Raw genomic sequence first — 25,555 nt, 5'->3', positions numbered from 1 at the left:
CTTTAGAAATCGGCGACTTTGCCCCAGGCCGATCGCTTGAAACGTTCGGGGTGATAAGGCTTGGGATCGACGATCGGCGTATCGCCGCTGATCATATCGGCGATCAGATGGCCGGCGCCGGGGCCGATGCCGAAGCCATGGCCGCTGAAGCCGGCGGCCAGGATGAAGCCCGGAATCGATGTGATTTCGCCGATGCCGGGCACGCCATCCGGTGTGCTGTCGACATAACCGGCCCAGGCGGCGGTAATCTTCGTATCGCGCAGGGCGGGCAGCAGTTCGAGCGCCCGCGCATAGGTGCGTTGGATCGTCGCCTGATCGACCTTCGGATCGAGGATGCGCATCCGTTCCATCGGCGTCGGCGCGTCCAGCCGCCAGCGCCGCAAGGTTTCGTGGCCTGATCTCACCCCCTCCAGGCCGCCCGGCGCAAGGCTGCGCCAGCGCCGGATGAACATCGGCAGAAATTGCTGCGCGTAGCGGAATTGCTGCGGCGTCGGATCGACGCGCCCGCCGCCGCTGATGGCCAGCGTATAACCGCCGTCGCCGCGGCGCGTCGCGGAAACGGCCGATGTATGCAGCGCATCCGGCAGCGCCGCGGCAGGGGATGACACCGAAAGGATCGAGGACCGGATCGAGGCCTGCGGGAAACGGATGCCGAGCTGGTGGCAGAAGGACGAGGCCCAGGCGCCGCCGGCAAGCACCGCGACCCTGGTTCGAATGGTGCCGTGTTCGGTCACGACCGCGGAAAGGCGGCCGCCTTCGGTCTCGATGCCACGGGCGGCGCAGGACTGGCGGATCGTGCCGCCGAGCTTCAGGATCGCCCGCGACACGGCCGGAGCCGCATTGGCCGGATCGGCCGTCCCATCCGTCGGCGAGAAGACGCCGCCCTTCCACGGCTTGCCCGTCGCGCGGCCGCGCTCCGTCGCCTGAGCGCCGTCGAGCATATGCGTGGTGACGCCGGCGGTGCGGGCAAAATCGCGCCAGCGCACCCAGCCGGCCAGTTCCTCATCGCTGTTGCTCAGATAGAAAAGCCCGCAGCGGCGAAAACCGGTATCCTCGCCAGACTCAGCTGCGAAACGCTCCCAGAGATCGAGGCTCTTCGTCGCCATCGGCAGCTCCCGCGCATCGCGGTTCTGCTGGCGGCACCAGCCCCAGTTCCGGCTCGATTGTTCCGCGCCGATCCGGCCCTTCTCGATGAGAACCACCTTCATGCCGCGCAGCGCCAGATAATAGGCCGTAAATACGCCGATGATGCCGCCTCCGATCACCACGGCATCGGCAGCGGCGGGAAGCTTCAGGGGCGTTTCAACGAGTTTCAGCGGCGCCGGCATGGGGTATTCTCCGTTTGCGGCGTAATCTAGCGGGATTTGCCGATAAGGCGTTGCTGGAGTTCGGCCGGCCGGCAGCAGAACATGCCGTCTTGCGCGAAGCGGGCAGACAGTTGTGCTTCACGCATGCTCGCAAAACGAAATAGACAGGCAGGTGCAATGTGTTACCTTCGATAAAGGGAAACCGGCAGCATAATCTGCCGCATCCTGTATCGGCCATAACCCGAAAAGGTGCTTCGTGAAACTCGATCGTATCGACGTCAAGATCCTCCACGAATTGCAGAAGAACGGGCGCATCACCAATGTGGAACTGGCCGATCTCGTCGCCCTTTCTCCGAGCCCCTGCCTGATGCGCGTGAAAAAGCTGCAGGCGGAGGGATATATCGAAGGTTACTCGGCCCAGATCAACGTCGGCAAGCTCGGCCAGACCCTCACTGTCTTCACGGAGATCACCCTGAAGAACCATCGCCAGATCGATTTCGCCCGCTTCCTGGCGGCGATCGAGAAGGTCGAGCAGGTCATCGAATGCCATCTCGTTTCCGGCGGCTACGACTACCTCGTCAAATTCGTCACCTCGGGGATCGGCGAATACCAGACGATCATGGAGCGCCTCACCGACATGGATGTCGGCATCGACAAATATTTCAGTTTCGTCGTCCTGAAATCGCCGATCGTGAGAGCACATATGCCGCTGACGAGCCTGTTTCCGCTCTAGGAAATAGGGCCACTACACTGCCTCTGAAGGTCTGTGCGCTAACTCCTGCTATAGGCGCGCACCAGTTCCGGATCCTGCGTCAGCCCGTCGAGCCAGGCTGGATCGAGCTTCGGCACCGAGGAGAAAAGCAGCTGGGAATAGGGATGCTGCGCCGTCTTGATCTTCTCCGGTGTGATTTCCTCGACCTTCCTGCCGCCATACATCACCACGATCTCGTCGCAGATCGCCTCCACGACGGAGAGGTCGTGGCTGATGAAGATGTAGGAGAGGCCGAGCTCCCGCTGCAGTTCCTTGAGGAGGTCGATCACCGCGGCTGCGACCACCGTATCGAGCGCCGAGGTGATCTCGTCGCAGAGGATCAGCTTCGGATCGGCGGCAAGCGCCCGGGCGAAATTCACGCGCTGCTTCTGCCCGCCGGAAAGCTCTCCCGGCCGGCGATGGCGCAGGCTGCGCGGCAGGCGGACCATGTCCATCAATTCGTCGATGCGGGCGCTGCGCGCCTTGGCCGGCATGGCGTGGTAGAAGACGAGCGGCCGGTCGAGGATGTCCTCGACGGATTTTGCCGGGTTGAGCGCCGTATCGGCATATTGGAAGACGATCTGCATCTCGCGCAGCTGGTCGCGCGAGCGCTCGCGGGCGCTGTGGCCGAGCTCCTTGCCGTCGAAGACGATCTTGCCGAAGGCGGCCGGCAGGATGCCGGCAATGGTGCGGGCAAGGGTCGACTTGCCGCAGCCGGATTCGCCGATAATGCCGAGGTTGCGCCCCTTCTCGACCTTGAGGCTGATATTCTGGACGGCGCGCACCAGAGGCAGGCCATCGGCCTGGCGCTGGCCGTAGCCGGCAACGACATCCTGGATGGTCAGCAGCGGCGCCGGCACGGCCTCGATATCGGCTTCCGGATTGCGCGCCTTCGGCCCGAAGGCGGCCAAGAGTTCGCGCGTATAGGGATGCTTTGCCGCGGTCAGGATTTCTTCCGTCGTGCCGGTCTCCTGGACCTCGCCACCCTTCAGCACGACGATCCGGTCGGCGATCTGGGCGACGACCGCAAGGTCATGCGAGACGTAGACGCCCGATATGCCGCCCGTCTTCATCGCCGACTTGAAGGCGCGCAGCACTTCGATCTGCGTCGTCACGTCGAGCGCCGTCGTCGGCTCGTCGAAGATCATCAGCTTCGGGTTGCCGATCAGCGCCATCGCCGCCGACAGGCGCTGCAGCTGGCCGCCGGAGACCTGGTGGGGGTAACGGGATCCGATGATTTCGGGCTCGGGCAGCGAAAGCGCCCGGAAAAGTTCGACCGCACGGCGTCTTGCCTCGTCGGCGGACATCAGCCCGTGGATGCGCGTGACTTCGATTACCTGATCCATGATCGATATGGCCGGGTTGAAGGCGGCGGCGGCCGATTGCGGCACATAGGCAACTTCGGTGCCGCGCAGCCTGGCGCGCTGCTTTTCGCCGAGCTTGACCATGTCCTTGCCGGCAAGCGAGACGCTGCCGCCCGAAATGCGGCAGCCCGGTCGCGAATGCCCCATCAGGGTGAGCGCGATCGTCGTCTTGCCCGAGCCGCTTTCGCCGATCAGCGCGACGATCTCGCCTTCTGATATGTCGAGGCTGACGCCCCGGATGATTTCGACACGCCGGCCGGAATCGGTGGTGGCTTCGACCCTGAGGTCGCGGATTTCGACGAGATTGGTCATCACTCGCTCCGATCGCGGATTTTCTGCGGCAGGTTGTCGATCAACAGGTTCACGCTGATCGTGAGGCTGGCGATCGCAAGCGATGGGAACATGACGGCGGGCGCCCCGAAAGGCAGGCCGCCGATGTTTTCACGCACGAGCGCGCCCCAGTCCGCATAGGGCGGCTGCACGCCGAGCCCTAGGAAGGAAAGGCCGGAGAGCAGGAGAACGATGAACACGAAGCGGAGCCCGAGATCGGCAAGCACGGGACCGACGATATTCGGCAGGATTTCCGAGCGGATCAGATAAAGGGTGCTTTCGCCGCGGATGCGGGCGACGGTGATGAAGTCCATGGAATTGACGTTGACGGCGAGCGCCCGCGCGAAACGGTAGGAACCCGGGATGTAAATCACCGAAAGCGTCAGGATCAGCACCGGGATCGACGACCCGACGGCGGCGACCACGACCAGGCCGAAGAGCTTGCTCGGAATGGAATTCAAGGCATCGAGAAAGCGGGAGAGCAGCGTATCAAGCCAGCCTCCGGCGACGGCCGCGATCATGCCGAGCACGACGCCGCTGAAGCAGGCGATCGTCACCGCCGCCAGCGAGATGCCGACCGTATAGCGCGCGCCCATCAGGATTCGCGAGAAGACATCGCGGCCGAGATAGTCCGACCCCATCCAGAACTGCTGGGACATCGGCCCGAAATAATCGGTATCGACGATCTCGCCGACCGGGTAGGGGATCAGCAGATGCGCGAAGATCGCGATGAAGGCCCAGAACAGGATGACGGCAAGCCCCAGGAGGCCGACGAGATTGAAGCGATAGCCGAGCCGGCGCGTCACGGCGGGCCGTTGTTCGATATGGGATGTCATCGCAGCCTCGGATTGGAAAGAATGGCGACAATGTCGGCAAGCGTGATGAGGATCAGGTAGCCGAGGCAGAAGATCATTGCGCAGCTCTGGATCAGCGGCAGGTCGCGCGTGGCGACCGCATCGACCATCAGTTTCGCGATGCCGGGATAATTGAAGATGGTTTCGACGATGATCACCCCGCCCAGCAGATAGGAGAGCGACAGCGCAATCGCGTTGACGATCGGGCCGAGCGCATTGGGAAGGGCATGCCTGAGCACGATGCGGGTGCGCGACGCGCCTTTCAGAAGCGCCATCTCGACATAGGGCGTGCTCAGCGTTTCCACGACCGCGGCCCGCGTCATGCGGATCATCTGCGCCGATACGACGAAGGTCAGCGTGATGACAGGCATGGCGTAAACGCGCAGCATGTCGGCAAAGGTGTGGACTTCGTTGGCGAGCGAAAGTGCCGGCAGCCATTTGAGATAGACGGCAAAGATCAGCACCGCCGAGGTCGCGACCATGAACTCCGGCACCGATATCACGCCGATCGTCAGGATGGTGACGGCACGGTCGTAGATCGAGCCGCGGAGCATCGCCGCGGTAATGCCGAGCGTCAGCGCGATCGGCACGGAAAACAGCGCGGTGACGCCGGCCAGTTTCATCGTATTGGCGAAGCGGCCACCGATCAGCTGGCTGATCGGCATGTCATTGGCATAGGACGTGCCGAGATCGCCTGCGAGCAGGCCGGAGAGCCAGTGAAGGAAACGCAGGAAGGCCGGCTCGTCCAGATGCATGGCCTTGCGAAGGCCTTCGACGGCTTCCGGCGTCGCCGCCTGCCCGAGCAGGATGGTCGCCGTATCGCCAGGCAGCATCGTCGTGGCGAAAAACACGGCGAAGGAGACGATCACCAGTGTGATCAGGGCAACGAGCAGCCGGCTCGATATGAGGGACAGCACCTCTTTGTTCATGCGCGCGCTCCCTTCGGCATTCTGCTGAGATTATAACGCAATCGGGAAAGCATGCCGGGGACAATTTCCGTCCCCGGCCATTTGCTTCCTCAGGCTTCGAGCCAGACATATTCCGCAAAGGCATAGCCCATCTGGCCGCCGAGCGGATTGGGTTCCAGGCCCTTGAGCTTGGCGGAGGTCGCGTCGACGTTGGAGATATAGGCGGGAATGATGGTGCCGGCCTGTTCGGCGACCATGCCCTGCATCTCGTTGTAGATGGTCTTGCGCTTCTCCTGGTCGAGCAGGCCGCGCGCTTCCACCAGCATCTTGTCGAATTTCTCGGACTTGTATTGGCTTTCGTTCCAAGGCGCGTCCGATGCGTAGAGCAGCGAAAACAGAATGTCGGGTGTCGGGCGCGGATTGATGTTGCCGAAATGAACCGGTGCCTTGAGCCAGTAATTGTCCCAGTAACCGTCCGAGGGAACGCGCTGGACGTCGAGCTTCATGCCGATCTCGGCGCCTGCGGCCTGGATGATCATGGCCATGTCGATTGAGGAGTTGGCCGCTTCCGAAGCGATGATCGGGATCGACTGCCCGAGGACGCCGGCCTTCTGGAAGAGCGACTTCGCCTTGTCGGGATCGAAGGATTTCGGCTTGAGGCTGGCATCGCGATAGAAATTCACCGGAGAAACCGGCTGATCGTTGCCGACCTCGCCGAGGCCGCGCAGCGCCGATTTGACGATCTGCTCGCGGTTGACGAGATACTTCATGCCTTCGATGAAGGCCTGCTTGCTGCCGGGCTCCATGTCGAGGCGGATATTGAGGTTGGTATAGTTGCCGGAGGTCGTCTTCGACAGCACGAAACCGGCGCCCTGGCTCTCGATCAGGCGCATCGAGCGCGGATTGATCGAGGCGGCGAGGTGGATGTCGCCGGATAGCAGCGCATTGACGCGGGCATTGTCGTCGCTGATCGCGAAATATTCGAAGGAATCGACGTTCGGGCCGGATTTCCAGTAATTCTTGTTCTTGAAGCCGACCGAGCGCACGCCGGGCTCGAAGACTTCCCTGACGAAGGCGCCGGTGCCGTTGGCCTTGGAGAAATCGGTGGTGCCGTCGGCGACGATCATGAAATGGTGCATCGACAGGATCGTCGGCAGGTCGGCGTTCGGATTGGCGAGCGTGATCTCCGCGGTCTGCTTGTCCACGGCCTTTACGCCTGATATCTGCGCGGCGATCTTGGCGACCTTGGAGCCGACCGCCGGATCGAGATGGCGCTTCAGCGAGAAGACGACGTCGTCAGCCGTCAGCGGTTTGCCGTCATGGAAGGTCACGCCGCTGCGCAGCTTGACGGTCCAGACTTTCGCATCCTTGGATTCGATCGCCTCGGCAAGCTCCATCTGCGGCGTGCCCGTCTTATCGAGGAACGTCAGGCGGTTGTAGAAGGAGCAGCAGCGCACATAGTCGGTCGAAAGCGAAGCCTTCGCCGGGTCGAGCGTGTCGGCCGTCGAGGACGACCAGCCGGCCGCCTTGAGCGTGCCGCCGGCCACGGGCGTGGCGGCGACCGCCTGCGAAGCGCGGCCGAGGATGAGGCCGCCCGCCGACATGGCGACGCCGCCGGCCAGCATCAGCTGCAGAAGTTCGCGCCGGGTCGCGCCACGGCGGATGGCGTTTTCGATCAATGCGTCGTCCGACGCGGTCCAGTTGTTGATTTTATCGCTCATGTCATTCCCCTTTTGTCGTCCGGTTGGGGGCTGCCCATCTTTGCGAGCTTGGCCCGAGGTTGCATTGCTTTGAGATCAATTCTGCGCCGCGGCCACCGCTTCGGCGAGCCCCGCCATCGAGGTGAAGTGGTAGTCGGGCTCGGTGAATTCGGCCGGCTCGATGGTGCCGCCATATCCCTTCTGCGCATGGCGGCGCTCGATCCAGCAATTGGTCATGCCGAGCGCACGCGAGATGCCGATGTCATGATATTGGCTCTGGGCCACGTGCAGAATATCGCTTTTGGACGCGCCCTCGCCGGCCACGAAGTCGAAGACGCTCTCGAAGAAGGCCGGATCCGGCTTTTCCGTGCCGGTATCGTCGGCCGTGAAAGCGGCGTGGAACGGGTTGCCGAGCTCGGCGGAGAAATGGTCGAAGGCCCAGCGGCGGGCATTGGTCATGGCGATCAGCCGATAGTCGCGGGCAAGCCGCGCCATGGCGGCCGCGCTGTCGGGAAATGCCTTCCATGTCCTGGCGGAATCGCGCAGGCGCTCGCCATAGGCCTTGTCGACAGGCAGGCCGAGATCGGGCGCGATCACGAGATAGACGCGCACGAGATCATCCGGGAAAAGGATCGCATCCTCGCTGTAGCGGGCGGCGCGATAAAGCGTCAGCGCCTGCTCGCCGTCGATAGCCACGCCCGCCTCGGCGGCGATCTCCTGAAGGCAGGACTTCAGGCCGCCTTCAAAATCGATCAAGGTCCCGACGACGTCGAAACTCATATATTTGAATTCAGGCAGAGACTTCGTCATTTCGTGTCCCCAGTGTCGGGCGCAGGCCGCTTCAACCGCGGCCGCTTCGCAAAAATCTATCTCGTTCCCAGGCCCGGTTTTGCCGGGGTTCTTATGATGAGCCCCCTATTTTAAAGGGGCGCTTGGCTTCTGCTCATCTGGAGTTTGGCACCTTCTCCGCATGGATTGCGCCGAATAGGCGCCGTGACGCGGCACAAAATTCTGAATATCGGCATCCCGCGGTATTTCTTCGGCCGAGGTTCAATCCCTCAGCGCCCGCCTGACGTCGGGGTCTTCCAATGTCTGGTCGAGCGTCTTGGCGGTCCGTTCCAGGATCGCGTCGATATCAGCATCGGTGCAGCAGAGCGGCGGGGCATAGCCGAGAACGCCGTTGGCGAAGGCGCGGATCACCAGGCCGTTTTCCCAGGCGCGGTCGAAAATGCGCCGCGCGGGCTGCGCTTCGGCGGGAAGCGGCGTGCGGGCCGTCTTGTCGGTCACGAGTTCGATTGCCGCCAGCATGCCGCGTCCGCGCACATCGCCGACCAGAGGATGGTCCCTCAACGCTTCGAGCCCCGCCATAAGCCGGGCGCCGGCTTTGACACCGTTCTCCAGCAGGCCGTTCTCATAGAGCTTCAGCACCTCCAGCGCCACGGCGGCACTGACCGGATGGGCGGAATAGGTATAGCCGTGACCGATCGCCGAAGCGCCCGCGCTCTCGGCGATCACGTGATAGACGTGATCGGCCATGAAGACGGCGCCCATCGGCACATAGCCCGATGTCAGCCCCTTGGCAGTCGTCATGAAATCTGGAACGACCTCCTCATGCGAGCAGGCAAAAAGCGGCCCGGTGCGGCCGAAGCCGGTGATCACTTCGTCGGCGACAAACAGAATATCGAGCTCGCGGCAGAGCTCGCGCATGGCCTTGAGCCAGCCGCTCGGCGGAACGATGACGCCGCCGGAGCCCTGGATCGGCTCGGCATAGAATGCGGCGACGCGATCCGCGCCGATCGCCTCGACCTTGGCCCGTAGCGCGGCGAGCGATGCCGCGATGATCGCCTGCGGATCGTCGCCGGCCGGGTTGCGGTAAGGGTAGGGCGACGGAATCTTATGCTGCCAGTCGAACGGAATGCCGAAGCCGGCATGGAAAGCGGGAAGCGCCGTCAGCCCCGCACCGACCGTCGAGGAACCGTGATAGCCCTGCTCGATCGAGATGAACTGGTCGCGCTGCGGCTTTCCGCGCGCGTTCCAATAGTAGCGGATGAAGCGGACCGTGCTGTCGACCGCGTCGGAGCCGCCAAGCGTGAAATAGATGTGGCTGAGATCTCCCGGCGCCCGCTCGGCAAGTTCGGCGGCAAGACGGATGGCCGGTTCAGAACCCAGGCCGAAATAGGCCGTCGCATAAGGCAGTTCGCGCATCTGGCGCGTCGCCGCCTCGACGATCGACTCGTGGCCATAGCCGGCATTGACGCACCAGAGGCCGGCGAAACCGTCGATCAGCTGGCGGCCGTAGGCATCGGTGACCGTCGCCCCCTTGGCGGAGGCGAGAACCCGCACGCCCTGCGCTTCATGGCCGCGATAGGAGGCAACCGGATGAACGAGGTGAGCGCGGTCGAGCTCGATGAGGGAATTGCTGTACATGAACGTCTCCTGCCTCAGCCGAGGGCCTGATTGACGAGTGCGAAAGTGGCGGCGGCCGGATCGGCGGCGCGCGGAATTGGCGGCTTTGCCATGGCGATCCCGCCGCCGACATGGGCGAGGCCGTGGGCGGCAAGCCAGGGGGCAAGCCCGGTATCGGCAGTCGTGTCGACACGCAAAAAGCGTCCGGGGCGGCGGGCGATGAAATGCGCGACGAGGGCCTTGGCATCATCGAGGCCACCGGCGACGACGGGACCGATGACCTCGCCGCGGCCGAAAACGCGCAGCACGGCGAAGCCGCAAATGCGGCCGTCCCGGCGCAGCACCGCGACCTCGCCGATTTTGGCGAGATAGGCGATCAACCGCCTGCGATCGGCGCCGAAGGCGCGACGGTCGAGTTCGGTGATTGCATCGATGTCGGCGCCGGTCGCGGCTTCCGTTCCCGGCAAAGCAGCGATCTCTCCCGCAACGCCTTGATGCTGCAGGACCGTGCCCGTCTGCAGGAAGCCGAGCTTTTCATAAAGCGGCAGACCGTCTTTCGTTGCGACCAGCCGGAGAGGCCGGCTGCCGGCGGTCTCCAATGCGGCATCCATCAGCTTGCGGCCGAGGCCGCGTCCACGCATCGCCTCGTCGACGATCACCATGTTGATAGTGGCGCAGTCGGCCTCGTACATGGTCGTCAGCACCGTTCCGACGACGCGGCCCGCTTCGATCGCAACCACGCCTTCGCTGAGGGCAAGCGCCATCTGCCAGTCTTCCAGCCGGTGCGGCCAGCCCGCCTGCCGGGAGAGGGAGACCGCCGCTTCCAGGTGTTCGGGGCCGAAGGCCGCGAGGTCGATCTGACGTGTCTGCATTGGAATGTCCTTCATCTCTTGCCGGCAAGTGTGGTGCAGTATCGACCGGCAGATTGTCTGAAGGCCGCGATCCCGGCAGTATCTTATAGCGTTGGTCGCACACTCCGCCGCATCTTATGCTGGCAGGCGCACACGCTTCGCAAATCCTCCCGGCGAAATGAGCGGCCGTGGCAGCGGCCATGCGCAACCTTCTGCCAAAGCCGGCTCAGGATACGAAACATTCTGCTTTGCCGGTCCGGATTTCAGTCGAGCGGACGTCTGCACCGCGGCCTATGATGAAGGCAGACGAAACAACTGGAAACGCTCAGGATACCGTCATGGCTCACTTCCGTCCGAAATACATCACCTTCGATTGCTACGGCACGCTGACGAACTTTCAAATGGCGGAAGCGGCCCGCGATCTCTATGGCGAACAGCTCGACGAAGCGCGCATGGCAGAGTTCATCAAGAACTTTGCGGCCTATCGTCTCGACGAGATCCTGGGCGACTGGAAGCCTTATAAAGAGGTGGTGCACAATTCCCTCGAACGGACCTGCAAGCGTAACGGCATAATATTCCGCGAGGAAGCCGCGCGCATGGTCTATGAGCGCGTGCCGACCTGGGGGCCGCATGCCGACGTCCCGGCCGGTCTTTCGAAGGTTGCCAAGGAAATTCCGCTGGTGATCCTCTCCAACGCCATGAACGCGCAGATCATGTCGAACGTCGAAAAGCTCGGGGCGCCGTTCCATGCGGTCTATACCGCAGAGCAGGCCAATGCCTACAAGCCCCGCTTCCAGGCCTTCGAATATATGTTCGACATGCTGGGCTGCGGTCCCGAAGACATTCTCCATTGCTCTTCGTCCTTCCGCTACGACCTGATGTCGGCCCATGATCTCGGGATCAAGAACAAGGTCTGGGTCAATCGCCGCCACGAGCCTGCCAATCCCTATTACGGCTATGTCGAGATTCCCGATATTTCGGGTCTGCCCGGCGTCGTCGGGCTCTGAGGATACGAGGCGATGAAGCTTCAATCCTACTGGCACGACACCGCTCCTGATTTCGCCAATGCGGCGCAGGGGCCTGTCGAAGGTCATTATGACGTCGCGGTCGTCGGCGCCGGCTTTACCGGGCTTGCGGCAGCCCGCCAGCTCGCCAAGGCGGGTGCGCGCGTCATCGTGCTGGAGGCTGAGAGGGTCGGCTGGGGAGCCTCCGGGCGCAATGGCGGCCATCTCAACAACGGCCTTGCCCACAGCTTCATCGGCGCCAAGGCCGAACTCGGCAAGGAGCGCGCCATCGCGCTCTACCAGACGCTCGACGCCTCGATCGACACCATCGAGGCGATCGTCGCCGAGGAGGGGATCGACTGCAATTTCCGCCGCGCCGGGAAACTCAAGCTCGCCTCCAAGCCGCAGCATTTCGATGCGATCGCGCGCAATTTCGAGGCTGTTCACGCCGAGGTGGATCCCGAGACGGCTCTGCTGTCGGCAAGCGACCTGAAAAACGAGGTCGGCGCGGCCTTTCATGGCGCGATGCTGTCGAAGAAAAGCGCCATGATGCATATGGGGCGCTATGTCGTGGGACTGGCGGAAGCCGCCGGACGCCATGGTGCGATCATCGTTGAAAATGCTGCTGTCACCGACCATCGCCAGGCGAATGGCCGACATGTGCTGAAGACCGGCAAGGGCGCCGTGACGGCGGATCAGGTGCTGATCGCAACGGGCGCCTATACGACGCCCAACTTCGGCTATTTCCGCCGCCGCATCATCCCGGTCGGCAGCTTCATCATCGCCACCCGGCCGCTAACGCAAGCGGAGATCGCGGCGACCATGCCCGGCAACCGCACCTGCGTGAACTCGATGAACATCGGCAATTACTGGCGGCTTGCGCCCGACAACCGGCTGATCTTCGGGGGGAGGGCGCGCTTCTCCGCCACCTCGGATCAACGCTCCGACGCCAAAAGCGGCGCGATCCTGCGCGAGAGCCTCAGCCGGATCTTTCCGCAGCTTGCCCATGTCGAGATCGATTATTGCTGGGGCGGGCTGGTCGACATGACCAAGGACCGCTACCCCCGCGCCGGATATCAGGACGGCGCCTGGTATGCGATGGGCTATTCCGGCCATGGGGCGCAGCTCTCCACCCATCTCGGCATGACGATTGCCGACGCAATCCTCGGCCGCCCGGACCACAACCCGTTGAAGGGTCTGGAATGGCCGGCGGTTACAGGCCATTTCGGCAAGCCCTGGTTCCTGCCGCTGGTGGGGCTCTATTACAAGATACTCGACAAGGTTCAGTAAGCCGGCTGCATCCTTTTCCTCCCAAGTCGATAGAGGGCCAGCAGATAGAGGGGTTGTGTTCGCAACCCCTCTGTTTGTTTTATCGGCATGAACCGGTCAGGCGAGGCCGCCGATATGGAAGGATTTCATTTCGAGATATTCCTCGATACCGGCCTGCGCGCCTTCGCGGCCGAGGCCCGACTGCTTGACGCCGCCGAAGGGGGCGACCTCGGTCGAGATGGCGCCGGTGTTGAGGCCGACCATGCCGAATTCGAGCGCTTCGCCGACCCGCCAGGCGCGCTTGAGGCTTTCCGTATAGAAATAGGCGGCGAGGCCGTAGGGCGTGCCGTTGGCGATGGCGAGCGCCTCTTCCTCGGTCTCGAAGCGGAAGAGCGGCGCGACCGGACCGAAGGTCTCTTCGCTGGCAAGCTGCATCTCGGTGGTCGCGCCGGTCAGCACCATCGGGGCTGTATATTGCCGGCCGGCCGGCAGCTCCGGTCTTCTGGTGACGATCGTCGCGCCTTTGGCGAGCGCATCGTCGACATGGCGGTTGATCTTGGCGATCGCCGCCTCGTTGATCATCGGCCCGATCGCAACGCCCGTTTCCGTTCCCGGGCCGACCTTCATCCTGTCGACACGGGCCGCGAGCTTTTCGGCAAAGGTGTCATAGACGCCGGCCTGGACGAGAATGCGGTTGGCGCAGACGCAGGTCTGGCCGCCATTGCGGAGTTTCGAGACGATCGCGCCCTCGACGGCGGCATCGATGTCGGCATCGTCGAAGACGATGAACGGCGCGTTGCCGCCGAGTTCCAGGGAAAGCCGCTTGACGCTGTCGGCGGCACCCTGCATCAACAGCGAGCCGACGCGGGTCGAGCCGGTGAAGGAGATCTTGCGGACCGCCTCATTGGCCATGATCTCGTTGCCGATCCCGGTCGGCATGCCGGTGACGATGTTGATCACGCCGGCCGGAATGCCGGCCTTTTCAGCAAGCCAGCCGATGGCGAGCGCCGAAAACGGCGTGAATTCCGAGGGCTTGATGACGACGGTGCATCCGGCAGCAAGTGCGGGCGCCACTTTCCGGGTGATCATCGCATTCGGAAAGTTCCAGGGCGTGATGATACCGCAGACGCCGACCGGCTCCTTCAGCACCAGGATGCGGCGGTCCGCCGTGGGCGAGGGGATCGTGTGGCCGCCGATGCGGCGGGCTTCCTCGGCAAACCATTTGGCGAAGGAGGCGCCGTAGCGGATCTCGCCGCGCGCCTCGTGGAGCGGCTTGCCCTGTTCGGTCGTCAGGATCAGCGCCAGATCCTCGATATGCTCGATCATCAGCGCGTGCCAGGCCTCCAGCAGCGCGGCGCGCTCGGCATGGGTCTTTTTCTTCCATGGACCATAGGCAGCCTCGGCGGCTTCGATCGCGGCGCGCGTTTCGGCGGCTCCCATATCGGGCACCGTGCCGATAACCGTCTGCGTGGCCGGATCGGTGACCTCGACGCTGTTGCCGGATGTAGCGGCAATCCATTTTCCGCCAACGAGCGCCTGTTGCCGGAAGAGGCCGGCTTCCTTCAAGTTCTGCATCTGTCTATCCCCGATGAAGACGTTACAACTGAGCGAGAATGGAGGCGGTGATCGCCTCGGTCCTGTCCTTGCCCGGGACCGTGCCGATGCCGCAGGCGGTGGTCCATTCGATCGCCTTGATGATGGCGCCGGCGGCGGCTTTCTCGCCGAGATGGTCGAGCATCATGGCGCTGGACCAGATGGCGGCGATCGGATTGGCGATGCCGAGATGGGCGATATCAGGAGCCGATCCGTGCACCGGTTCGAACATCGACGGCGCGCTGCGATCCGGATTGATGTTGGCCGAGGCGGCAAAGCCGAGCCCGCCCTGGATGGCGGCGCCGAGATCGGTGAGGATATCGCCGAAGAGATTGGAGGCGACGACCACGTCGAGACTTTCCGGCGCCATCACCATGCGCGCCGCCATGGCATCGATGTGATAGCTCGTGACCTCGACATCGGCATATTCATCGGCCAGCTTGCGGGTGATCTCGTCCCAGAAGACCATCGAAAATTTCTGCGCGTTCGACTTCGTCACCGAGGCGAGCTTGCCGCGGCGGGCGCGCGCCTGTTCGAATGCGAAGCGCAGGATGCGTTCGACGCCCGTCCGGGTGAAGATCGACGTCTCGACGGCGACCTCGTCTGCCGTGCCCTGATGGACGCGGCCGCCGGCGCCGGAATATTCGCCCTCGGTGTTTTCGCGGATGCAGAGGATATCGAAGCCTGCCGATCTCAGCGGACCCTGCACACCGGGCAGCAGCCGATGCGGGCGGATATTGGCATATTGCACGAAGCTCTTGCGGATCGGCAGCAAGAGACCGTGCAGCGACACCGAGTCCGGCACCTCCGCCGGCCATCCCACAGCGCCGAGCAGAATGGCGTCGAAGCCGCGCAGCGTCTCGATGCCATCGGCCGGCATCATCGTGCCTGTCTCTCTGTAGTAGGCGCAGGACCAAGGGAATTCCTGGCTATCGAGCGTGAAGCCGGCCTTGTCGGCCGCCTTCTGAAGTACCGACCAGGCGGCGGCTGTGACATCGCGCCCGATGCCGTCGCCGGGAATGAGAGCGATCCGATAGGTTGTCATGGGGTATCCTCTTCAAAGGCTGATCAAGACGCTCTTGCTCTTGCGGTTGGCGTGATAGGCCTCGCGGCCGAGATCCTTGCCGATGCCCGACTGCTTGTAGCCGCCGGTCGGGAGGATATGGTCGCGCGAGCGGTTGTATCGGTTGACCCAGATCGTCCCCGCCTGCAGGCGGCGGGTCAGCCGGATTGCCCGCGAAAGGTCCCGGGTGAAGAGCCCGGCGGCAAGGCCGTAGGTCGGATGGTCGGCCAGTGCGAGCGCCTCTTCCTCGTCGCGGAAGGTCTGGAGCGTCAGCACGGGACCGAAAATCTCCTCGGTAATGGCGGGCGAATTCCGATCGATCCCGGCGATCAGGGTCGGCCTGTAGAAATAGCCGGGCGCTTCCATCGGCATGCCGCCGGCCAGGCATTCGCCGCCAGCCTCGACCGCTGCCGAGACGATCGAATGGATGCGATCCTGCTGCCTTTCGGAAATGATCGGGGAATATTGCGCCGCGCCATCCCAGGTCGGGGCGGCGGCCGCGATCTTCATCCGGGCGACGATCGCCTCGACGAGCGGAGCGGCCGCGGCTTCCTCGACGATGAGGCGGGAGCCGGCGACGCAGGCCTGGCCGGCATTGCTCATGATGCCGGCGGCGATCGCGGCCGCCGCCTTGTCGAGATCCGCATCGGCGAAAACAAGCTGCGGGCTCTTGCCGCCAAGCTCCAGCGTCATCGGCTTGACGCCGGTGCGGGCGATGTTTTCCATGATCGCCGATCCCGCGCGCGTCGAGCCGGTGAAGCTGACCTTGCTGATATCGGGATGTCCGGTGATCGCCGTGCCGGTAACAGGACCATCGCCCAGCACGACATTGATCAGGCCGGCGGGCAGGCCGGCGCGAAGCGCGAGTTCGGCAAGCCGAATGGTCGAGAAAGGCGTGATCTCGGACGGCTTCAGAACCACGGCATTGCCGGCGGCGAGCGCCGGGCCGAGCTTCCAGGCCGCCATCGATACCGGAAAATTCCACGGCGTGATCGCGCCGACCACGCCATAGGGCTCGGTCATGATCATGCCGAGATTGCCGTCGTCGGTCGGCACCAGATCGCTGCCTTCCTTGTCGGCAAACTCGGCGAAGAAGCGGATCTGTTCGGCTGATACCGCGATGTCGCCTTCCACCAGATGGCCGACGGGTCGGGTCGACGACAGCGCTTCCAGCCTTGCCAGCTCGGGCGCTTCCTGCTCGATCAGATCGGCCCATCGGTGCAGCGCCTTCAGGCGCTCGCGCGGGCGAATACCGCCCCAGTTGCTATTTTTCAGCGCGGCTTTCGCCGATTGAACGGCATGGTCGACCAGATCCTCGCCGGCAACGGGGCAATCGGCATAGGCCTTGCCGTCGGACGGGCGGCGCATGGGAATAACGCCCTCGGCCGGGATGAGGCGATCTCCGATGAGATGGCCGATAGGAAGGGAAATTCTGTCGGGATCGAAACTCAGGGTCATGGCAATACCTCGGATCACTGAAACGAGGCTAGCCGAACGGGCGAAGTAGCTTGATCCGATGAGGGCGGGGAGGGCAGCGGAAAAACCCGTTCTGCCGCCGCCCGGCAGCTTATTGTTTTGCGTCCCGATGAGCATGGTGGCATCGGAACGCGGAGGCCCTCTCACGCCATGACGGTGACGTAGATCTTGCGGACCGTCTCGATGGTCTTCCAGACCCCGACGAAACCGGGCTTCATGACGAAGCTGTCGCCCGCCTTGTAGACGACGGGATCCCCGCCTTCGGGCGTCAGTTCGACGACGCCGGAGAGGATGTGGCAGAATTCGAAGGTCTCGCCTTTGATCGAGCGCGTGACGCCGGGCGTGGCCTCCCAGACACCGGTGTGGATCATCTCGCCGCGGGCAATATCCTGCGCCCAGGTCTTGAACTGAGGGTCGCCGGAGATCAGCCGCTCGGGAAGCGGCACGTTTTCGCGCGGCGCGAAGGAAGGGTTGGGATCGATGGTCTTGAGAAGCGGCATGAAGTTTTCCTTTCGAGGTTGAACGTGTCAGTAGCCGCGACGGCGGTCGATGAGGCCGACCGGATCGGATCCGGCGCGCACCCGCTTGATGTTTTCGGCAACGGCGCGGGCGGCGGTCTGGGGCTGGGTGACGCTCGCGACATGGGGCGTGAGCAGGATGCGCGGGTGACCCCAGAAGGCGTGGTCCGCCGGCAGCGGTTCGGGATCGGTGACGTCGATCACAGCGCTGGAGAGATGGCCGCTGTCCAAAGCCGCAATCAGCGCTTCATGATCGAGCTGCGGCCCGCGGCCGGTATGAATGATCGCCGCGCCCCGCGGCAGGCGGCTGAAAAGATCGGCATTGAGAAACCCGCGGGTTTCATCAGTCAGCGGCAGGAGGCAGACCAGGATATCGCTCTCGGCAAGCATGGCCTTGAGGCCGGCATCTCCGGCGTGGCAGCTCACCCCCTCGATATCATGCCGGGATCGGCTCCAGCCCGACAGCGCAAAGCCGAAAGGCTTCAGCCGCTCGAGCACGGCCCGGCCGAGCACGCCGAGGCCGAGCACGCCGATGCGGCGCTCCGAGGCCTGAAGCTGCGGCAGAGCCTGCCAGAGCCGGTCGCGCTGCTGGCCGATATAGGCGGGCAGGTTGCGGTGGAGCGCCAGCGCGGCAAGCGTCACATATTCCTGCATCATCCGCACGATGCCGTCTTCGACCATGCGCACCACCTTCACGTGATCCGGCACCTCGGCGATCTGGAACTGGTCGACCCCGGCGCCGATGGAAAACAGCACTTCAAGATTGCGGTAACGAGAGAGGTCAGACGGGACCGTCCAGGTGATCAGGTAGCGCACCGCCTCGGGATCGACGGTCGCGGGGTCCATCGAAAAATCCAGATCCGGCAGTTCGCGCGCGAAGATCTCCTGGAATATTGCGCCGCGGCGGGCATCGGAATTGAAGAGAAAGGTCATTATCTTCATCCTTTCAGTCTTGCCGAGGTCAGGCGCGGCAGCGGGCGGCGAGCGCCTCAACCATCGCCTGGCAGGCAGCGAGTTCGCTCGTCAGAATGAACTCATCGGGCTTGTGGGCGCGGGCAATATCACCAGGACCGCAGATGATCGCATCCACGCCCGCGCGCTGGTAGAGACCGGCTTCGGTGCCGTAGCTGACGGCTGCGAGCGGCGCTTTGCCGGTTAGTTCCCCGAGGAGACCGGCAAGCGGTGCGGTCGGCGCGAGCGAAAGAGCCGGATAGGCGCTCAGTATTTCCCATTCGACGGCAAAACCGCGTGCCTTCTCCGCCTCCGCCGCGTCGCGCACGAGAGCAAGCAGGGAGACGGGATCGATGCCGGAGATTGCGCGCGCCTCCACTTCCAGCGTGCAGACTTCAGGAATGATGTTGACGGCCTGACCGCCGCTGATCGTTCCGGCCTGCAGGGAGGAATAGGAAGGCTCGAATGCGCCGTCGAACGGCCCTTGCGTCAGATCCTTTGCCGTTGAAATCGCTGCATTGAGCACGCCCGCCATGGCATGCACGGCGTTGAGACCGAGATCGGGCCGGGAGGAATGGCCGGAGCGGCCCTTGATGGTGATGCGCGCCGCGGCCTTGCCCTTGTGGGCGAGGATCGCCTGCATGCCGCTCGGTTCGCCGATCACCGCGCCGAGCGGCGGCGCACAGAGATCGGGCAGCCTTGCAAGGAGATGGGGCACGCCGCGGCAGCCGGCTTCTTCATCATAGGAAAAAGCGAGGTGAACCGGGCGGACGAGGGGGCTTGCCGTCAACGCCGGCACGGCGGCGAGGGCGGCGGCCAGAAAGCCTTTCATGTCGGACGTGCCGCGGCCATAGAGCCGCTCTCCTTCGGCTCTCAGCACGAAGGGATCGGCGCTCCAGCCGGCTTCCCTGGCGGGGACGACATCCATATGGCCGGAGAGGATGTAGCCCGACTGGTCGGCGGGGCCGATGGTCGCGAAGAGATTGGCGCGGTCGCCTTCGGGGCCGGGAAGAATATGGACATCGATCCCGAAGGAGCGGAGATAGGCCGCGATCCAGCCGACGATGGCGCCATTTGATGTGCCGACGACGGAGGGGAAGCCGATGAGCTTTTGGAGGATCTCGACTAGCTGCATGGGCGTTCCCGCGACATGTGCGCGTCCGCGACGTCAAGGCGGCCGGCAGCATCCGGCGGGGTGGAAGAGCTGTGGGCGCTGACTTGAGGAGACATTCCAACCTCTTGCGTGAACGGCGAGACCGCCGACTGGACTCTTTTCCAGGACGCGAGGCTTTAGATGCCGAAAGCTTCGCTGATTTGGTTGATTGTTGTGCCGGCACCGAATTGACCAGCGATTTCTGCTGGCGGGTTTCCTATAGTCTGGCTGGGAGGAGACGTCGGATTCTGCGTTTGGCCGGCGTCATCATGGGGATCAATTTCTGGAGGACGCGCGTGAGTGCTGGGACATCGAGACTGGTCGACAGCTTCGAGATGCGCATCGCCGACATCAATACGGTCGATCTCGAACAGTTGCATACGCTCTCGATCGGCGTCGGCTGGCCGCATCGCGCTGACGACTGGCAATTCGTCCGCGAACTCGGCAAAGGCGTGGTGGCGCTTGACGAAGCGGGCCGCGTTTTGGGCTCCGCCATGTGGTTTCCCTATGGCAAGGAATTCGCCACGATCGGGCTCGTCATCACCTCGCCGCGCCTGCAGGCCCGGGGCGCCGGCCAATGGCTGATGGATCACGTTCTGAACCAGGCTCCCGAAGGCAATTGGGGCCTCAACGCCACGCGGGCGTCACGACGGCTTTATCGCTCCCTCGACTTCACCATGGAAGCCGTCGTCTCCCAATGTCAGGGCGAGGCATCCTTGCCCCCTGAGGCGGAGACACCGCCCGGCGCCGAAATCCGGCCGCTCGGCATGGCCGACCTCGCTGCCATCGCCGCGCTTGATGCACAGGCCTTCGGTGCCGACCGCACCGCACTGCTCAAGCAGATTCTCCCTTCCTCCAGCGGCCTTGGATTGTTCCGCGACAGAAAGATCGAGGCCTTCTCTTTCTGCCGGCGGTTCGGCCGCGGGCACGTCATCGGCCCGGCGGCGGCAGCCAGCGATGCGGATGCCGTCGCCGTCATTCGCCCGCACGTCACGGCGCATGCGGGCAAGTTCCTCCGGCTCGACACGCGCGAGAAAAGCGGAGCCTTTTCCGACTTCCTCTCCCATTGCGGCCTTGCCGTTTTCGACACCGTCACCACCATGTCGCGCGGCCGCCCCTGGCCGGAAGTCCGCGAACGCCGCCCCGCCGGCACGGCGAAAATATACGCACTGGCCGGTCACGCGCTCGGCTGAACTGGAAAAGCCATCCCACACCAAGGGGTGGCCTTTGGTCTTTGCTGTGTTAACTACTTGTCTGGTGATTTTCCGTCGACCGTACAGTTCGCGAAGAATCCGATATTCCATGCGTGCGGGGAGCCGATGAGCAACAGACAACAGAAGCAAGCCGAAATACCTTTGTCGTCGACGGCCCAGGCATCGCCGGAGCGGCGGAGATCCCTGGCGATCGGGCTTCTGCGTGCGCGCGAAGCGGTCATGAGCCACTTCCGGCCGATCCTGGCGGCGCATGACGTCACCGAGCAACAGTGGCGGGTGATCCGCGTGCTCTCCGAAGCGGGAATGCTCGATGCGAGCGAAGTGGCGGACAAGGCTTCGATCCTGGCGCCGAGCCTGACGCGCATGATCCGCTCGCTTGAGGAGCGCGGCTTCATCACCAAGCATAAGGACAAGGCCGACGGCCGGCGCGTGCTGCTGCGCATCACGCCGGCGGGACAGGCCATGGTCGACGAGGTCATGCCGGAGAGCCTGAAGGTCTATGCCGATATCGGCGCCCGCTTTGGCGCCGAGCGGGTCGAAGAGCTCCTGGACATGCTCGACGAACTGGCGGCGCTAAGGCTCGAAGGCGCTCCGGAGGGTGAGGAATAGGCCCTCCTTAATTAATATGTTAAATACATGATTGACGATCGGGCCAGCCTGTTGCAGTCTTCAGCGATACTGACACTGTTGGGAGGCAGAGTTGGACCTGTTGCAGAACCGCAGCCTTGTCGATCGCACATGGTCGCCGACGCCCTATGATCAATGGGCTGAGGACCTTCATAACATCTGCGGGAATTTCAACGCGCATACGATGGAGCGCGGCGACAAGGTAGTCGGCACGGCAAGCCGCATCGATGTGTGCGGCATGGAATTCGCCCATGTGTCCAACGATCTCGATTATGTCCATCGCGGCTGGGACGACATTCGCCGCGATGCGCACGAGCATCTGTTCCTGATCATGCAGCTCGAGGGCGCCTGCGGCGTGGAGCATTCCGGCCGGCAGAACATCCTCGATGTCGGCGAATGCATCCTCGTCGATTCCACGCGGCCGACCACCTTCTTTTTCCGCGGCCACTTCTCCAATCATCTCTCCCTGCATCTGCCGCGGCAATTGATGTATTCGGGCAGCAAGGTGGAATTCGACGTGGCCCGCAAGCTTTCGGCCGGCGATCCGATGGCGGTGATGCTGCGCGCGCTGATCGCCAAGATGATGACGACGCCGGAAAGCGAGGCGGCCTCGCCGCATCTGCGCCAGCTGATGTTCGACACGACTCGCCAGGCATTTCTGTCGACCGACATCCAGACCGCAAGCCTGAATTCCCTGCATGACAGCGCCGGCAGGCGCATGCAGATGGTCGATATCCTGATCGACAAGCATTTGACCGACAGCGATCTCAACGCCAAATGGCTCGCGACGAGGCTCGGCGTATCGATCCGCACGCTGCAGCAGGATTTCCAGGGCATGGGCATGACCTGCACCACCGTGATCCGCGACAAGCGCCTGCGCTTCGCACGCGAGAAGATCGAGCAGCTGAAGGAACAGCGCAACCCGACGACCATCGCCGAGGTCGCCTATTCCGCCGGCTTCAACGACATTTCCTATTTCAATCGCAGCTTCAAGGAGCTGTTCGATTGCGCCCCGAGCGAGCTGCTTCGTTCCGGCGAACCGGCGCAGAAGATGGTCTGAAGCGCACTCTGCGCTTCCGTCCAAGCCGGGGCGCGTTTCTCCCCAAGACGGCTTTTCCAGCGAAAGTCATAGTTCTCCTCGATCTCACGGGAGGAGAATATCGTGAAGCAGTCTACCCTGCTCATCGGTGGCGAAGCTGTCGCCGCGACCGATCATGCGCCGGTTACCAATCCATCGAACGGCGAAATCGTCGGCTATATGCCGCTTGCTCAAGAAGCCGATCTCGACAGGGCCGTCGCCGCCGCCGCCGAAGCCTTCAAAGGCTGGTCGCGGACGTCGAATGAGGAGCGGGCAGCGGCCTGCCGGGCGATCGCAGAGAAGATTGCCGAACACGCCGAAGAACTGGCGCAGATCCTGACCCGGGAACAGGGAAAGCCGCTTAACGGCCTCGGCTCGCGCTTCGAAATCGGCGGCGCGCTCGCCTGGACGCGGCATACGGCCGAAATCGACCTGCCGGTCGAAATCCTGCAGGACGACAATGAGGGCCGCGTCGAGCTGCACCGCAAGCCGATCGGCGTCGTCGGCTCGATCACGCCGTGGAACTGGCCTGTGATGATCGCCTGCTGGCACATCATGCCGGCGGTGCGCGCCGGCAATACCGTCGTCATCAAGCCGTCGCCCCTGACGCCGCTTTCGACTATCCGCCTCATCGAGATCATCAACGAGGTGCTGCCGGCCGGCGTCGTCAATGTGATCACCGGCGAAAACAGCATCGGCGCCGCCCTTTCCGCCCATCCGGGCATTGCCAAGATGACCTTCACCGGCTCGACCGAGACCGGCAAGAAGATCATGGCCTCGGCCGTCGCCACCCTGAAGCGGCTGACGCTGGAGCTTGGCGGCAACGATGCCGGCATCGTGCTGCCCGACGTCGATCCGAAGAGCATCGTCGAGGGCCTGTTCTGGGGCGCCTTCATCAACAACGGCCAGACCTGCGCGGCACTGAAGCGCCTCTACGTGCATGACAGCATCTATGAGGAGGTCTGCGCCGCACTTGCCGATTATGCCGGCAAGATCGCCATCGGCGACGGCCTGGATGAGGCAAGCATCCTCGGCCCGGTGCAGAACGAATTGCAGTTCAACAAGGTGCGCGATCTCGTCGACGATGCCCGCGCAAAGGGCGGCCGCATCCTGACCGGCGGCGCGCCGCTGGACCGGCCGGGCTATTTCTACCCGATCACGCTCGTCGCCGATGTCGACCACGGCGTCCGGCTGGTCGACGAGGAGCAGTTCGGCCCGGCTTTGCCGATCATCCGCTACAGCGATCTCGACGAGGTGATCGCCCGTGCCAACCAGAATCCGGCCGGCCTCGGCGGCTCGGTCTGGTCTGCCGATGTCGAGAAGGCGAAGCGCTATGCGATGCAGCTCGAATGCGGTTCGGTCTGGATCAACAAGCACGGCGCGATCCAGCCGAACGCGCCCTTCGGCGGCGTCAAGCAATCCGGCATCGGCGTCGAATTCGGCGCCGAAGGGCTGAAGGAATTCACGACGATCCAGACCGTGCTGAGCTGAGCCATGACGACTTACGATTACATCATCGTCGGAGGCGGATCCTCGGGCTGCGTGCTGGCCAACCGCCTGTCGGAAAACCCGGCGCACAAGGTCCTGCTGATCGAATCCGGCCGCCGTGACGCCGATCCCTGGATCCATATCCCCGCCACCTTCTTCAAGGTGCTGGGCAAGGGGATCGATATCCATCCCTATGCATCGAACCCCGACAAGGGCCTGAACGGCCGGCCGAGCATCGTGCCGCAGGGCAATGTGCTTGGCGGCGGCAGCTCGGTCAACGCGATGATCTATATTCGCGGCCATCGCAACGATTACGACACCTGGTCGCAGATGGGCTGCCAGGGCTGGTCCTATGACGACGTGCTTCCAGCCTTCCGCTCGCTGGAAAGCAACGAACGGCTGAACGGCCAATTTCATGGCAAGAAGGGTGGCCTGCACGTCTCCGATCCGCGCCACCGGCATCCGCTGAGCGAGGCCTTCGTCAAGGCGGCGACCGAAATCGGCATTCCCCGTAATGACGATTTCAACGGCGCCGATCAGGCCGGTGTCGGCTTCTATCAGAGCACCACCCATGGCGGCCGGCGCTGGAGTTCGGCCCAGGCTTTCCTGCGCGAAGCGGAGAAGCGGCCGAACCTCACCGTGCTGACCGAGCGCAAGGTGGCGCGCGTCCTGTTCGAGGGGCAGAGGGCAGCCGGCGTCGAACTGCTCGACGGCACGACTTTCAAGGCGTCGCGCGAAATCGCGCTCACATCGGGCGCCATCGCCACGCCGAAGATCCTGCAATTGTCGGGTATCGGCGATGGCGCGCATCTTTCCTCGCTCGGCATCAAGGTCGTCGCCGATCTGCCGGGCGTCGGCGCCAACTATCAGGATCATCTCGAAGTGCCGGTGCAAGGCGAAACGCACGAACCGATCTCGATCCTCGGCCATGACAGGGGCCTGCGCGCCGCCGGCCACATGCTGCGTTACCTGACATCGCATCGCGGGCTGCTGTCGTCCAACGTCGTCGAATGCGGTGGCTTCGTCGATACCGCAGGCACCGGCCAGCCGGATGTGCAGTTCCATGTGTTGCCCGTGCTGATCGGTTTCGTCGACCGCGAACCGGAGCCCGGCCATGGCCTCAGCATCGGGCCGTGCTACCTCCGGCCGCGATCGCGCGGCTGGATCAGGCTGAAGAGCGCCGATCCCAGGGAGCAGACGGATTTCAACGCCAACCTGCTCTCCGATCCCGCCGATATCGAAACCCTGGTGCGCGGCGTCGAGACCGCGATCCGCATCCTCGATGCGCCGGCCCTTGCCAAACTGGTCAAGCGCCGTGTGCTGCCGAAGCCCGGCGTCGAAAAGGATCCGGAAGCCCTGCGCGCTTACATCAGGCAGTCGGCCAAGACTGTGTTTCATCCGGCGGGCACGGCGCGCATGGGCCGCGCCGACGATCGCATGGCCGTCGTCGGACCCGACCTCAAGGTGCGCGGCGTCGAGGGGCTGCGCGTCTGCGACGCCTCGGTGATGCCGACGCTGGTCTCGGGCAACACCAATGCGCCGACGATGATGATCGCGGCAAAGGCCGCAGCATTCATGACAGGAAAGGCGATTTCCGGCTGAGCCCGGCATCGCCGATCACACTCACTACCCCGTGGGGAGCGGGGCAAC

General features: G+C 63.7%; 22 protein-coding genes. 8 read left to right on the top strand and 14 right to left on the bottom strand.

The features are described from left to right. Positions 1-2: 2 nt before the first annotated feature. Complete coding sequence (locus ATY76_RS16915) at positions 3-1,328, bottom strand: FAD-binding oxidoreductase (RefSeq protein WP_088675872.1); 1,326 nt, start codon at positions 1,326-1,328, stop codon at positions 3-5. Positions 1,329-1,563: 235 nt separating this feature from the next. On the opposite strand from ATY76_RS16915, the gene ATY76_RS16910 reads away from it, so the two are divergent. Continuing rightward, on the top strand, positions 1,564-2,040 hold the full coding sequence (locus tag ATY76_RS16910) for an Lrp/AsnC family transcriptional regulator (protein ID WP_008532606.1): 477 nt from the start codon (positions 1,564-1,566) through the stop codon (positions 2,038-2,040). Between the two features lie 38 nt (positions 2,041-2,078). Here the strand turns inward: ATY76_RS16910 and ATY76_RS16905 are convergent, their stop codons facing one another. The 7 genes from ATY76_RS16905 to ATY76_RS16875 all read right to left on the bottom strand — a co-directional run bounded on the left by ATY76_RS16905 (position 2,079) and on the right by ATY76_RS16875 (position 10,492). After that, positions 2,079-3,734 carry an ABC transporter ATP-binding protein gene (locus ATY76_RS16905; protein ID WP_088675871.1) on the bottom strand — a complete coding sequence of 552 codons (1,656 nt, stop codon included), beginning with the start codon at positions 3,732-3,734 and terminating at the stop codon, positions 2,079-2,081. Continuing rightward, positions 3,734-4,588, bottom strand: a complete 855-nt coding sequence (locus ATY76_RS16900; RefSeq protein WP_088675870.1) for an ABC transporter permease — start codon at positions 4,586-4,588, stop codon at positions 3,734-3,736. The genes ATY76_RS16905 and ATY76_RS16900 overlap by 1 nt, the downstream gene beginning before the upstream one ends. Further along, positions 4,585-5,535, bottom strand: a complete 951-nt coding sequence (locus ATY76_RS16895) for an ABC transporter permease (RefSeq protein ID WP_088675869.1) — start codon at positions 5,533-5,535, stop codon at positions 4,585-4,587. Before ATY76_RS16895 ends, ATY76_RS16900 begins: the two co-directional genes overlap by 4 nt. 89 nt (positions 5,536-5,624) lie before the next feature. Next, on the bottom strand, positions 5,625-7,235 hold the full coding sequence (locus tag ATY76_RS16890; RefSeq protein WP_088675868.1) for an ABC transporter substrate-binding protein: 1,611 nt from the start codon (positions 7,233-7,235) through the stop codon (positions 5,625-5,627). A gap of 75 nt (positions 7,236-7,310) precedes the next feature. Further along, positions 7,311-8,024, bottom strand: coding sequence for an HAD-IA family hydrolase (locus tag ATY76_RS16885; protein ID WP_088675867.1), 714 nt, complete (start codon positions 8,022-8,024; stop codon positions 7,311-7,313). 240 nt (positions 8,025-8,264) lie between these two features. Beyond that, positions 8,265-9,641, bottom strand: a complete 1,377-nt coding sequence (locus ATY76_RS16880) for an aspartate aminotransferase family protein (protein ID WP_088675866.1) — start codon at positions 9,639-9,641, stop codon at positions 8,265-8,267. A 14-nt stretch (positions 9,642-9,655) separates the two neighbouring features. Then, entirely contained in the window at positions 9,656-10,492 is an 837-nt protein-coding gene (locus tag ATY76_RS16875) for a GNAT family N-acetyltransferase (protein ID WP_088675865.1), read from the bottom strand. Positions 10,493-10,809: 317 nt separating this feature from the next. On the opposite strand from ATY76_RS16875, the gene ATY76_RS16870 reads away from it, so the two are divergent. Then, on the top strand, positions 10,810-11,478 hold the full coding sequence (locus ATY76_RS16870) for a haloacid dehalogenase type II (protein ID WP_088675864.1): 669 nt from the start codon (positions 10,810-10,812) through the stop codon (positions 11,476-11,478). A gap of 12 nt (positions 11,479-11,490) precedes the next feature. Then, positions 11,491-12,765 carry an FAD-binding oxidoreductase gene (locus ATY76_RS16865; RefSeq protein WP_088675863.1) on the top strand — a complete coding sequence of 425 codons (1,275 nt, stop codon included), beginning with the start codon at positions 11,491-11,493 and terminating at the stop codon, positions 12,763-12,765. Positions 12,766-12,861: 96 nt separating this feature from the next. On the opposite strand, the gene ATY76_RS16860 is transcribed toward ATY76_RS16865, so the two are convergent. From ATY76_RS16860 to argE, 6 genes are all read right to left on the bottom strand, one after another. Next, entirely contained in the window at positions 12,862-14,319 is a 1,458-nt protein-coding gene (locus tag ATY76_RS16860; protein ID WP_088675862.1) for an NAD-dependent succinate-semialdehyde dehydrogenase, read from the bottom strand. A gap of 22 nt (positions 14,320-14,341) precedes the next feature. Beyond that, a complete protein-coding gene (locus tag ATY76_RS16855; protein WP_088675861.1) occupies positions 14,342-15,382 on the bottom strand; it encodes a tartrate dehydrogenase in 1,041 nt (346 codons plus the stop codon). A gap of 12 nt (positions 15,383-15,394) precedes the next feature. Continuing rightward, on the bottom strand, positions 15,395-16,858 hold the full coding sequence (locus ATY76_RS16850; RefSeq protein ID WP_088676086.1) for an aldehyde dehydrogenase family protein: 1,464 nt from the start codon (positions 16,856-16,858) through the stop codon (positions 15,395-15,397). A 161-nt stretch (positions 16,859-17,019) separates the two neighbouring features. After that, a complete protein-coding gene (locus tag ATY76_RS16845) occupies positions 17,020-17,376 on the bottom strand; it encodes a cupin domain-containing protein (RefSeq protein ID WP_088675860.1) in 357 nt (118 codons plus the stop codon). Positions 17,377-17,403: 27 nt separating this feature from the next. Then, positions 17,404-18,327 (bottom strand): glyoxylate/hydroxypyruvate reductase A, encoded by a 924-nt coding sequence (locus ATY76_RS16840; RefSeq protein ID WP_088676085.1) that lies wholly within the window; start codon positions 18,325-18,327, stop codon positions 17,404-17,406. Positions 18,328-18,355: 28 nt separating this feature from the next. Continuing rightward, complete coding sequence (gene argE / locus ATY76_RS16835) at positions 18,356-19,480, bottom strand: acetylornithine deacetylase (RefSeq protein WP_088675859.1); 1,125 nt, start codon at positions 19,478-19,480, stop codon at positions 18,356-18,358. Between the two features lie 287 nt (positions 19,481-19,767). On the opposite strand from argE, the gene ATY76_RS16830 reads away from it, so the two are divergent. From ATY76_RS16830 to ATY76_RS16810, 5 genes are all read left to right on the top strand, one after another. Further along, positions 19,768-20,691, top strand: coding sequence for a GNAT family N-acetyltransferase (locus ATY76_RS16830; protein ID WP_190233680.1), 924 nt, complete (start codon positions 19,768-19,770; stop codon positions 20,689-20,691). A gap of 126 nt (positions 20,692-20,817) precedes the next feature. Further along, the gene (hpaR, locus tag ATY76_RS16825) at positions 20,818-21,321 is read left to right on the top strand and encodes a homoprotocatechuate degradation operon regulator HpaR (RefSeq protein ID WP_088675858.1); all 504 of its coding nucleotides are present in this window, start codon (positions 20,818-20,820) and stop codon (positions 21,319-21,321) included. A gap of 91 nt (positions 21,322-21,412) precedes the next feature. Beyond that, complete coding sequence (locus ATY76_RS16820) at positions 21,413-22,399, top strand: helix-turn-helix domain-containing protein (RefSeq protein ID WP_088675857.1); 987 nt, start codon at positions 21,413-21,415, stop codon at positions 22,397-22,399. A 102-nt stretch (positions 22,400-22,501) separates the two neighbouring features. Next, positions 22,502-23,908 (top strand): aldehyde dehydrogenase family protein, encoded by a 1,407-nt coding sequence (locus ATY76_RS16815; protein WP_088675856.1) that lies wholly within the window; start codon positions 22,502-22,504, stop codon positions 23,906-23,908. 3 nt (positions 23,909-23,911) lie between these two features. Then, positions 23,912-25,507: a GMC family oxidoreductase N-terminal domain-containing protein gene (locus tag ATY76_RS16810; protein WP_088675855.1), complete on the top strand. Its 1,596-nt coding sequence runs from the start codon at positions 23,912-23,914 to the stop codon at positions 25,505-25,507. Positions 25,508-25,555 lie beyond the last annotated feature (48 nt).

It is taken from the genome of Rhizobium sp. R339, from assembly GCF_002211395.1.
In the GTDB taxonomy this organism is placed as follows: Bacteria; Pseudomonadota; Alphaproteobacteria; order Rhizobiales; family Rhizobiaceae; genus Rhizobium.
The sequence above is the reverse complement of the archived record's forward strand: the minus strand, read 5'-3'. Positions and strand labels throughout refer to the sequence as shown.